Raw genomic sequence first — 10,995 nt, forward strand, 5'->3', positions numbered from 1 at the left:
AGCGTCAGTCCCCCAGCAGCGCCTGGGCCTCGCGCGTCATCCGCGCGATGATCTCTTCGGCCGGCGGGAGGTCGCGCACCAACGCCACCGATTCGCCGATCGTCGCGTGGGCACGGCTGAAGTCGCCGGCTGTCACGCCGGCGTCGTAGGCGGCGCGGGCTGCTGCGGGGTCGGCGCGCAGCGCCTCGATGCGCCCTTCCCACTGGCGGTGCAGGTCGTTGCGGATGGCGCGAAAGTCGTACGGCGCCGGCCAGTTCTTGCGCCGCAGGATGTCGAACACTTCGCTGCGGGCCGTGCCGTCGCCGGTGGTTTGCACGGCCTGCTGCTTGGCGCCTTCGGGCGCCAGGCTTTCGCGCGTCGCCCACAGGCGCGAGCCGACCAGCGCGCCGTCGGCGCCCAGCACCAGCGCCGCCGCCAGCGTGCGGCCATCGGCGATGCCGCCGGCAGCCAGCAGCAAGGTGCCGGGCGAGCGGGCCGCCAGCCAGTCGGCAATCTCCGGCACCAGCGTGATGGTGGCGCGGCTGTTCAAGCCGTTCATGCCGTGGCCGCCGGCTTCGCCGCCTTGCGCCACGATCACCGTGGCGCCGGCCTCCACCGCCTGCGCCACCTGCTCGAGGCGCTGCACCTGGCAGATCAGCGCCGCGCCGCTGCGCGCGATGCGGCCCGCATAGGTCCGCGGATCGCCGAACGACAGCATCACGGCGACCGGCCTGTGCTCCAGCGCCCAGTCCAGCGCCGAGGCGTCCTCGTCCAGCTTCCAGGTGATGAAGCCGCAGCCGATCCGCTCGCGTGGCCCTTGCTGCAGGGCCAGCGCGTATTCGCGCTGGGTCCAGGCCAGCTCGCCGTAGCCGCCGCCGACCAGGCCGAGCGCGCCGGCGCGGGCACTGGCTGCGGCCAGGGCGCCGCCGCTGGCCAGCGCCATCGGCGCCAGCGCGATGGCGGTGTCCAGCGCGAAGCGCCGGCAAAAGCGGGATTCGGTGATTTTCATGCGGCGCATTGTGCGCCCGGCCGGGCCGCGCAGACAATGCCGACATGCCCGCCATCACCATCTTCCACAACCCCGCCTGCGGCACCTCGCGCAACACCCTGGCCCTGCTGCGGCACGCCGGCCTCGAACCCGAAGTGGTCGAGTACCTGAAGACGCCGCCCTCCAAGGAGCGGTTGCGCGAGCTGGTGGCCGCGCTGGGCATTCCGGCGCGCGGTCTGCTGCGCGAGAAGGGAACGCCTTATGCCGAGCTCGGCCTGGCGGACGCTAAGTGGAGCGACGAGCAGTTGCTGGATTTCATCGTCGCCCATCCGATCCTGATGAACCGCCCGGTGGTGGTGACGCCGCTGGGCACCAGGCTGTGCCGGCCGTCGGAACAAGTGCTGGAGATCCTGCCGGTGGGGCCGTTGGCGCCGTTCACCAAGTCGGATGGCGAACAGGTGTTTGACAGCGGCAAGCGGCGGGGCTGAATTCAACTGGGTTGCCGGGCATCAGGCTGATCCATGTCCAGCTGTCCGAGGTATCAAAAAGGCCTCGTTCGCATGGATTGAACAGGCCTGAGGAAGCCTTTTCACTGCATTGTCCGCTGTTGAGCTCCGGTCCATACTTCCAGCTTCTGGAAGGACAACGATGAAGATCGGGAACTGCGAGTCATCGTCGGCACCGATTGTCTCGCGTGGACTTTGACGCCCCATGCAAGACGTCGATCCGCTGGCATTGCGCCAATTCATGCTCCTGTCCATCGACGTCGATGTGCGACGCCTGACCGCGATTCCGGGCGCGGCTGGGACGGCATCCCCCTCCGGTGTGCCTCCGGGCCTGGGTGAGTGACGTCATGCCACCGCAAGACACATCGCCAACGGGCCGACCGAGCTACTGGACCTATTGGGGCAAAGCGCGTCCGGCGGATGGCGAGCCAGACCTGCACCTGCTGCCATACCACTGCCTCGACGTGGCGGCCGTTGGCCGGGCCTACCTGCAACAAGCGCCAGCGTTGCTTGCCTGGCTCAGCGAACAGCTTGGCTTTACCGACCGCGAGCTACTGTGCAAGTGGGTCACCTTCTGGTTGGCGTTGCACGATCTGGGCAAGTTTTCGATCAGCTTTCAGGGACAGAAAGCATGCTTGGTGGCGCGCCTTCAAGGCGATCCGCCAGCCACCGTTGGCCTGGCTGGTGTTCGCCATGACAGCCTGGGCATGCAGTTCTGGACGGACCATGTTCAGCCGCGAGCGGAAGACGAAGCGTGGTTTGGTGACGATCTCGATGCTTTCGACGGCATCCTGTGCTGGGTCCGTGCGGTGACAGGGCATCACGGCCAGCCCCCGCTGAGCCAGGTGGAGCAGATGGCGCGCCACTATCGGCCGCGCGATGTTGTGGCGGGCCAGGCGTTCGTGGACGCAATGCGGGAGCTGCTGCTACCGGCTGGGGCTGCGGCAGTACCGGCTGATGTCGGTGCGCAAGCGTTCGAGCGTGTCAGCCGCGAACTGTCCTGGTGGATCGCCGGACTGGCGGTGTTGGCGGATTGGATCGGCTCCAACGCGGAGATCTTCAAGTACCGCGACACGCCGTCGTCATCGCTGCAGGACTACTGGCAGGAGGCGTTGAAGCTGGCCGACGTGGCCTTGTCGCAATCTGGAGTCATGCCGGCTGCCCGACAAGCCCACCGGTCCTTTGGCGAACTGTTTCCGAAGATCCGGCAGCCGTCGCCTTTGCAGGATTGGGCAAAGTCGGTGGAGATCGCGCCGGGCCCGCAAATCCATCTGCTTGAGGACGTCACGGGTTCCGGCAAAACAGAGGCGGCGGTGATCCTGACGCACAGGCTGATGGCCAGCGGCTGCGCCGACGGCTTTTTCATCGGCCTGCCCACCATGGCCACGGCCAACGCCATGTATGACCGCATCGCCAATGTGTATGCCCTGTTGTTTGCCGACCGCGCGAGCCTGGTGCTGGCCCACGGCCGCAAGACGCTGGTGGAAGATTTCGCAGCATCGGTGATCCAGCCTGGCCGCGACGAAGGCGATGCCAGTCAACTCGATGAAAGCGCGACGCGTCGCTGTGCGCGCTGGTTGGCCGACCACAACAAGCGGGCCTTGCTGGCGCCCGCAGGCGTGGGCACGGTCGACCAGGCATTGCTGGGTGCCCTGCAAAGCAAGCACCAGTCGCTGCGCCTGCTGGGGCTGATGCGCAAGGTGTTGGTTGTCGACGAGGTGCATGCCTGCGACGCCTACATGCAGCGATCGCTCGAAGTTCTGCTGGAGTTCCATGCGCATGCCGGCGGCAGCGCCATCTTGCTGTCTGCCACGCTCACGCAGCGCATGAAGACGGCCCTGCTCAAGGCCTTCGCCAAAGGGTGCGGGCACCGCGTGCCCGCGTTGGGGTCGCAAGCCTATCCACTGGCCACGTCCTGGTCCGCAGCGCAACCCGACGTGGCCCTTGAAGCGGCCATCGCGACGCGTCCGGACGTGCGCCGCACCGTCAACGTGCGCTATGAGACCGACTCCGCCAGCGTGGTGGCGGGCATTGCCGCGGCACTGGCGGCGGGCCAATGCGTGGCCTGGATCCGAAATACCGTGGGCGATGCGCTGGATGCCAGGGCTGCGTTGGTGGCCCATGTTCCCGCCGAACACATCATCCTGTTCCATGCCCGCTTCGCGCTGGGGGATCGGCTGGACATCGAAGAGGCTGTACTGCGCACCTTCGGACCCGGCAGCGGGCCCGCCGATCGGGCAGGGCGCTTGCTGATCGCCACCCAGGTGGCGGAGCAGTCCCTGGACATTGATTTTGACCTGGTGGTGTCCGATCTGGCGCCGATCGACCGCCTCATCCAGCGTGCTGGCCGGCTGCGTCGCCATGTGAGAGACGCAAGGGGCCAACGCCGTTACGAGCCAGGCGCCACCGACCAGCGTGGTGCGCCTTGTTTGTGGGTGCTTGGGCCGCTCTGGGACGATGAGCCGGCGTCGTCATGGTTCAAGCAACCCTTTCCCAAGGCGGCAGGTGTGTACCCCCACCACGGGCAGCTGTGGTCGACAGCAAAGATGTTGCGCGTCGGCGCGCTCACGATGCCCGACGACGCCCGCTTCCTGATCGAAACCGTGTTTGGCCATGAAAGCGGTGTGCCCGAGGGCTTGCAGGGCAACGCCAACCAGGCGGAAGGCAAGGCCTATGGCGACGCCAGCCTGGCCGATCTCAAGAGCGTGAAGCTCGTTGGTGGCTATGTGCGCAGGGGGATGGAATGGGATCCCGACACCGTCGCTCCTTCCAGGCTGGGGGAAGACACCATCGACGTGTTGCTGGGACGCTGGGAGGGCGATCAGCTCAAGCCGTGGCGCGCCGACAAGCTGCAGCATGCCTGGGCTTACAGCACGGTGCGGGTGGCGAAGAAGTCGATTGCAGCCGCGGCCACCGAGCGCTCGCCAGCACGCTTGGCCGTACTGCAGGCGGAGCTCGAGAGGCTTCCAGGCGGTGGTGAATGGGTGGTGTTGCTCGCGCTGGAAAGCGTTGACGGGCGACACATTGGGCGAGCGGAAGCCTTGGCCAGAGGAGGCCAACCGCCCCTCTCGAACGTGTGGGTCTACGACGCTGAGTCCGGCTTGCGCACCGAGCAGACAACAACCGAGGATGGCGGATGAACTTGCTTGAAGACGCGTGGATGCCGGTACGTTTGCACGACGGGGGCCGCGAATGGATAGGGCCGCGTCAACTGTCGGACGCAAGGCTTGCCGCCTTCGACGCTGACCGTCCCGACTTCAATGGCGCCCTGGCCCAGTTCGCCATCGGCCTGCTCCAGACCGCCTCGCCAGTAGACAGCGTCATTGCCTGGCGTGATCTGCTCAAACTGCCGCCCGACGAAGCAACACTTCAGGCCTGGTTTGCCCCTCACGTTGGCGCGTTCGAGTTGGACGGCGATGGCGCCCGCTTCATGCAGGACTTCGACTTGCGCGCAAGCGATGGCGAACCGGTGGGCATCGGCAGCTTGTTGATAGAGGCCGCGAGTGGGAACGCTATCGAACGCAATAGCGACCACTTCATCAAGCGTGGCCAGGTCAAGGGCCTATGTCCCCATTGCGCGGCCCTGGCGCTGTTCACCCTTCAAGTCAGTGCGCCAGAGGGTGGGAGGGGGAATCGGACCGGTCTGCGCGGAGGCGGACCGCTGACCACTCTGTTGGTCGCCGACGGCGAGCCGAACGCCCCGCGCAGTCTTTGGCACAGCCTGTGGCTCAACGTTCAGGAGCGCCACAGCTTCGAGGCTGTTGGAGGTGATCCCGGCAAGAGTGAGCGCCACTTTACTTTTCCGTGGGCTGCGAGTATTCATGGCCTGCAAAGGGACGGAGGGCAAATTACCCCGATCCAGGTCCATCCAGCCCATGTCTTTTGGGCCATGCCGCGCCGTATACGCCTGGATTTCGATGCGCTTGGCGCGGGGCAGTGCGACGTCTGCGGTCGCGAGTCGGATCGTCGCGTTCAGCGGTACGTGGCGCGCAACCGCGGACTCAATTACAAAGGGCCGTGGCAGCACCCCTTGTCGCCGTACTACGAGTCCAAGGAGGGCATGCTGCCGCTGCATCCCCAGCCCGGGGGGCTTGGCTATCGGCACTGGATGGGATGGGTGCTGGGCATGCAGAACGACAAGCGCAAGGTCGAACGCGCGGCGGTGGTCCAGCACTTCTTCGAGGCCGTGACGCAGCGGCGGGCTGGCATCGGGCTTCGATTGTGGGCCTTCGGTTACGACATGGACGGCATGAAAGCCCGCTGCTGGTACGAGGCCACCGTGCCGCTTTATGCGCTGGGCGACTGTTCACCCCAAGCGCAAAAGAGCTTGCGCGAAGACGTCGGCGCGTGGCTCGCGGGAGCCGAATTGGCGGCCAGCTATCTGCGCGGTGCCGTCAAGGACGCGTGGTTCGGCGGTGATGCGCGAGGGGACTTCAGCTTCATCGACGCCAGTTTCTGGGGGCGCACCGAGCCAGGGTTCTATGCCATGCTGAAAGAGCGCATACAGGCCGCAGGAGAAGGCAAGGTGATGGATGGCGCTGCGACGGGAGAGCGCTGGCTGGCGACATTGCACCAGGTTGCCGAGCACTTGTTCGATGTCGATCTCGTGGGCGCGGGGCCCATCGAGCGGCAGAATCCCGCGCGCATTGCGAAGGCGCATGAGCAGCTGATGGCCAGCTTGCGCGGCCCCAAGCTGAGGACGGAACTGAAACTGCCAGTCGCAGCCAAGCCAGCCAGGAAAAGCAAGCAAGCGGCCGTCAAGGCGGCGTAAGGAGCAAGCATGTCAAGCGGTCGAAGCAGGTATGTTCTTTCGGGTCCCGTGCGGACGGAATTCATGTCGTGGTGGCACGGCTTGACCAGCGAGACCGCAAGCGGCACGGCTCGGGCGGACCGGGCCGTTCTCAAGCGAGCGGACACGCTGACCGCCGTAGCATGTACATCGGCCTACCAGCGCCTCTATCGCAGGATGGCCGCAGCCAACAGCGGCGAGCCATGGCGCGCATTCGAACAGGAACGCATCGCCGCGCTGGTCGCGGTGGCGGCACATGTGACGGAGAAAGTTCCCATGTCCTTGCCGCAAGCGATGAGCCACCGTGCGGACGGTGACGATCGCAATCCGGTCAGCCAGTTGCGCTTCTCCCGGTTGCTGGATGCACCGGACATCGAGGCATTGTTCACGGGATTGCGACGCAGCCTGCCACTCATCGAGAACAAGGTTGACCCGGCCACCCTGGCCGACGACATCTACGGCTGGAGCGATGCGGTCAAGAAACGCTGGGCCTACGCCTACAGGTGGCCCGAGAAGTCTGACGGATAGGCCAGTCCGCCCCCGTGCAGTCCCCGTTGGTCCACCCCTGTCGCGCATTCAGAAAGTCCTTCATGACCCGTTTCGTTCAGCTCCATTTGCTCACCAGCTATCCGCCGTCCAACCTCAATCGCGACGACACCGGCAGGCCCAAGACGGCGTTGGTGGGTGACGCCAACCGCCTGCGCATCTCTTCGCAAAGCCAGAAGCGCGCGTGGCGCACGTCGGAGGCTTTTGAGGCAGCGCTGGCCGGCCACCTGGGCACCCGCACCAAGCGCATGGGACAGGAAGCCTTCCAGGCACTCAAGGACGGCGGTGTTCCAGAGAAGGCGGCGCGCGAATGGGCCAAGGACATTGCCAGGCAGTTCGGCAAGCTCAAGTCCGACAAGAAGACCGAGAACGATGTGGACCTCGAGATCGAACAGCTCGTTCACTTCAGCCCCGAAGAGCAGGAGGCGATCAAGGCCCTGATCGCCACCTTGGCCGCGCGTCAGGACAAGCCGACTGAAGACGAACTGAAGCTGCTCAGCCGCCCGCGCCGGGCGGTGGACATTGCGATGTTCGGCCGGATGCTCGCCGACGCCGCCGAGTTCAATGTCGAAGCTGCGGTGCAGGTTTCGCACGCCTTCACCGTTCACCGTGCGGCAGTGGAAGACGACTACTTCAGCGCCGTGGACGACCTGAACAAGCGCGAAGAAACGGGGGCATCCCACATTGGCGAGCGGGGCTACGGCGCGGGACTCTTTTACCTGTACCTGTCCATCGACCGCGAGTTGCTCAAGAAGAACCTCGGCAATGACGAAGCGCTGACTGCCCGCGCGCTGGATGCGTTGGTCAATGCCGCCACCAAGGTGTCGCCCACGGGAATGCAGAACAGTTTTGCCTCACGCGCCTACGCCGGCTATGTCCTGGCTGAAAAGGGCGACCAGCAGCCGCGCTCGCTAGCGCAAGCCTTCCTCCAGCCGGTCAAGCCCCATGGCGACCAGAATCTCTTCGACCAGTCCGTCGCCGCGCTGGAGACTCGCTTCAAGAACTTCGATGCGGTCTACGGTGCGTGCGCAGACAAGCGCTACACCGTAAACGTGGAGACACCGGCAGGTTCCATCGCCGAACTGGCCACGTTCGTGGCGGGGTGAGCAGGATGCACTATCTGGTGTTCCAACTTCAGGCGCCGCTGTCGTCCTGGGGTGAATCGGCGGTGGGTGAATTCCGCGGCACGGCGGAGCATCCCACGCAGTCAGCCGTGGTCGGGTTGGTGGGCGCCGCGCTGGGGCTGTTGCGTGACGACGAGGCGGCGCACGCGGCGCTGCGCGATGGCTACGGCGTGGCAGTCGCCCTGCTGTCCGGCGGCAGCTTGCTGCGCGATTACCACACTGCCCAAGTGCCGCCGCGGGCGGCGCTGAAGGGCCGGCCGCAAGCCACGCGGCGCCATGAATTGGCCGTTCCCAGGACGGCGCTCAGCACCATCTTGTCGACCCGCGACTATCGCCAGAACGCGGGCAGCCTGGTGGCCATGCAATCGAGAAGCGGCGGCACGCCACCGCACACGCTGGCCGATCTAGCTTCGGCGTTGCGCCATCCGAAGTTCACGCTCTACCTGGGCCGCAAGACGTGCGCGCCAGGAGCCCCGCTGTGGCCGCAGGTGATCGAGGCGGAATCCGCCCAGGCCGGTTTTGCTGCCTATGCGGTGTTGTTTGAAGCCGCGCGCCGGGCCGCTGCCGACAATCGCGGTAGGCAGCCGCTGGAGCCATTGCCGCGGGTCAGCCGGATTGCGTTTGACGACCATATTGAAGCGGGTGTGCCGCATGACCTCAGCACTCGGCGCAAGGATCGCCTGATCCGGCGCAAGGGTTGGCAATTCGCCGACCGCACCGAGTACATCGCGATCATTCCTGATGACGTCTGCACCGAGGCCGGACCATGTACTTCAGTCTGATCACGCCGGCCGAGGGCCGCGAACGCGATGCAGTGCATGAGCGCCTGGACGGCCCCTATGCCGATCACCAATGGCTGTGGCGCTGGTTTCCCACCGACCAGGGGGCGCCGCGCGATTTCTTGTTCAGGCAGCGCGAGGCAGACGGCATCCCCCGCTACCACGTCGTCTCCCGACGCGCCCCGGTCGACCAGATGGGTGCCTGGCGAGCCCAGATCCGCAGCTATGCGCCGTCGCTTCAGGAGGGCGACCGACTGCACTTCGAATTGCGCGCCAACCCGACCGTGCGGCACGGCCGGGACGGCAAGTCGAAACGGCACGATGTGGTGATGGAGGCCAAGAAGAAAATGCTGGCCGAACGTGGTTTCTCGCGCTGGGCCGATTGGACGGGGGACGACAAGCCCAGTCTTCAAACCTTGCAGCACGCTGCGTGCAGTTCATGGCTGCAACGCAGGGGGACTGCCCTGGGCTTTTCGTTGGAGGCAGACACGCTGATGGTCGATGGCTATGTCCAGCACCAGGAGAAGCCTGACAGGGCACTTTGCTTCAGCACGGTGGAATTGAGTGGCCAGATGACCGTGACCGAGCCCCAGGCCTTCCAGGCCGCGCTGGTGGGCGGCATCGGCAGCGCCAAAGCCTTTGGCTGTGGCCTACTCCTGGTGCGTCGAATGGACGCTTGATCGCGCGGTCAGCATGAGCACGTTCCTTCCGCCGTTGAAGCCGATTCCGATCAAGGACCGGATTTCTGTCATCTTCATCGAGCGCGGAGAAATCGATGTGCTCGATGGCGCGTTCGTGGTGGTGGACGTGACCGGGATTCGGACGCACGTTCCGGTGGGCGGCGTGGCGTGCATCATGCTGGAGCCGGGCACCCGGGTGTCGCATCGCGCGGCGGCACTGGCAGCACGCGTGGGCACCTTGCTTGTTTGGGTGGGCGAGGCTGGAGTTCGGCTCTATTCCGCCGGGCAACCGGGCGGTGCACGGTCCGATCGGTTGCTCTACCAGGCCCGCCTGGCGCTGGACGAGAACCTGCGGCTCAAGGTGGTGCGCAAGATGTACGCAGTGCGGTTCGGTGAGGAGCCCCCTGCGCGACGCAGCGTGGAGCAGCTACGCGGCATTGAAGGAGCACGGGTGCGCCGGACCTACCAGATTCTGGCCCAGCAGTTTGGCGTGGAATGGAAGGGGCGAGACTATGACGCCGAAGACTGGGACTCGGCGGACCTGGCCAACCGATGCTTGTCCGCTGCCACGTCTTGTTTGTATGGCGTGACCGAAGCGGCCGTGCTGGCCGCGGGCTATGCGCCGGCGGTGGGGTTCATCCATACCGGAAAGCCACTTTCCTTCGTGTACGACATTGCGGACGTGTACAAATTCGAGACGGTGGTCCCCATCGCATTCAAGGTGGCGGCTTCGCATCCTGCGGGGAATCCTGAGCGCGCGGTTCGCCTGGGCTGCAGGGATGTGTTTCGGCAAACCAAGCTGCTGGACCGGATCATCCCGGACATTGAAGACATCCTGTCGGCCGGCGAGATCCCGCGCCCCGAGCCGGCGCCAGACGCTGTGGGCCCGGCACTGCCCAACCCCGAGAGCCTTGGCGATGCTGGTCATCGTTCTTGAGAATGCACCTCCCCGTCTGCGGGGGCGCCTGGCCGTCTGGTTGCTGGAGGTTCGTGCGGGTGTGTATGTCGGCAACTACTCCAAGCGGGTGCGTGAGCACATCTGGATGCAGGTCAAGGCGGGCATCGAGGAAGGCAACGCCGTGCTGATGTGGCGCAGCACTGCAGAGGCCGGATTCGAATTCACGACCCTGGGGAGCAACCGGCGCATGCCGGCGGATTTCGACGGGGTGCAGTTGGTGAGCTTCCACCCCGAACTTGGCGCCGACGCTCTTTAACAACTCGACTTGGGAACGCATTTCCTTCGGTAGAAATGCCGAGTGGGAAAATGTCGTTTGAAATCAATGGGCTAGGATTGGTGTGTTCCCCACGTGCGTGGGGATGAACCGATATTGACAGGCGTTTGTAGTGTGCTACAGTGGTGTTCCCCACGTGCGTGGGGATGAACCGTATTGGAAGCTGGCAGCTAAGGCCGCAGGCATGTGTTCCCCACGTGCGTGGGGATGAACCGACGTACCATGGAACGTATCGCAAACACCACCGGTGTTCCCCACGTGCGTGGGGATGAACCGCCTACGCACGTCAGCGTGTGGCAGCCGCACAGGTGTTCCCCACGTGCGTGGGGATGAACCGGCCGTAGGCGCGTTTTCTAGCGAAACAGGTACGTG

General features: G+C 65.4%; 11 protein-coding genes and 1 CRISPR repeat array. Of the genes, 10 read left to right on the plus strand and 1 reads right to left on the minus strand.

Annotation, left to right across the window (positions count from 1 at the left end; translation table 11 throughout):
• Positions 1-4 precede the first annotated feature (4 nt).
• On the minus strand, positions 5-988 hold the full coding sequence (locus JWP65_RS11205) for a nitronate monooxygenase family protein (protein WP_299763697.1): 984 nt from the start codon (positions 986-988) through the stop codon (positions 5-7).
• A gap of 44 nt (positions 989-1,032) precedes the next feature.
• On the opposite strand from JWP65_RS11205, the gene arsC reads away from it, so the two are divergent.
• From arsC to cas2e, 10 genes are all read left to right on the plus strand, one after another.
• Positions 1,033-1,455 carry an arsenate reductase (glutaredoxin) gene (gene arsC, locus JWP65_RS11210; protein WP_299763699.1) on the plus strand — a complete coding sequence of 141 codons (423 nt, stop codon included), beginning with the start codon at positions 1,033-1,035 and terminating at the stop codon, positions 1,453-1,455.
• 223 nt (positions 1,456-1,678) lie between these two features.
• Entirely contained in the window at positions 1,679-1,816 is a 138-nt protein-coding gene (locus JWP65_RS11215; RefSeq protein ID WP_299763701.1) for a hypothetical protein, read from the plus strand.
• A gap of 4 nt (positions 1,817-1,820) precedes the next feature.
• Positions 1,821-4,613 carry a CRISPR-associated helicase Cas3' gene (gene cas3 / locus JWP65_RS11220; protein WP_299763703.1) on the plus strand — a complete coding sequence of 931 codons (2,793 nt, stop codon included), beginning with the start codon at positions 1,821-1,823 and terminating at the stop codon, positions 4,611-4,613.
• On the plus strand, positions 4,610-6,244 hold the full coding sequence (gene casA / locus JWP65_RS11225; RefSeq protein WP_299763705.1) for a type I-E CRISPR-associated protein Cse1/CasA: 1,635 nt from the start codon (positions 4,610-4,612) through the stop codon (positions 6,242-6,244). The genes cas3 and casA overlap by 4 nt, the downstream gene beginning before the upstream one ends.
• Before the next feature lie 63 nt (positions 6,245-6,307).
• The gene (gene casB / locus JWP65_RS11230; protein WP_299763707.1) at positions 6,308-6,790 is read left to right on the plus strand and encodes a type I-E CRISPR-associated protein Cse2/CasB; all 483 of its coding nucleotides are present in this window, start codon (positions 6,308-6,310) and stop codon (positions 6,788-6,790) included.
• Between the two features lie 62 nt (positions 6,791-6,852).
• The gene (cas7e, locus tag JWP65_RS11235) at positions 6,853-7,914 is read left to right on the plus strand and encodes a type I-E CRISPR-associated protein Cas7/Cse4/CasC (RefSeq protein WP_299763709.1); all 1,062 of its coding nucleotides are present in this window, start codon (positions 6,853-6,855) and stop codon (positions 7,912-7,914) included.
• 5 nt (positions 7,915-7,919) lie between these two features.
• Entirely contained in the window at positions 7,920-8,714 is a 795-nt protein-coding gene (gene cas5e, locus JWP65_RS11240) for a type I-E CRISPR-associated protein Cas5/CasD (protein WP_299763711.1), read from the plus strand.
• Positions 8,699-9,391, plus strand: coding sequence for a type I-E CRISPR-associated protein Cas6/Cse3/CasE (gene cas6e, locus JWP65_RS11245; protein WP_299763713.1), 693 nt, complete (start codon positions 8,699-8,701; stop codon positions 9,389-9,391). Before cas5e ends, cas6e begins: the two co-directional genes overlap by 16 nt.
• A gap of 13 nt (positions 9,392-9,404) precedes the next feature.
• On the plus strand, positions 9,405-10,328 hold the full coding sequence (cas1e, locus tag JWP65_RS11250; RefSeq protein ID WP_367280496.1) for a type I-E CRISPR-associated endonuclease Cas1e: 924 nt from the start codon (positions 9,405-9,407) through the stop codon (positions 10,326-10,328).
• Complete coding sequence (gene cas2e, locus JWP65_RS11255; RefSeq protein ID WP_367280495.1) at positions 10,309-10,605, plus strand: type I-E CRISPR-associated endoribonuclease Cas2e; 297 nt, start codon at positions 10,309-10,311, stop codon at positions 10,603-10,605. Before cas1e ends, cas2e begins: the two co-directional genes overlap by 20 nt.
• Before the next feature lie 82 nt (positions 10,606-10,687).
• A CRISPR array of direct repeats spans positions 10,688-10,960; the repeat unit is 29 nt; unit sequence GTGTTCCCCACGTGCGTGGGGATGAACCG.
• The last annotated feature ends 35 nt before the right edge of the window (positions 10,961-10,995 follow it).

Origin of the sequence: Ramlibacter sp. (genome assembly GCF_028292805.1) — a bacterium.
GTDB lineage: Bacteria > Pseudomonadota > Gammaproteobacteria > Burkholderiales > Burkholderiaceae_C > Ramlibacter.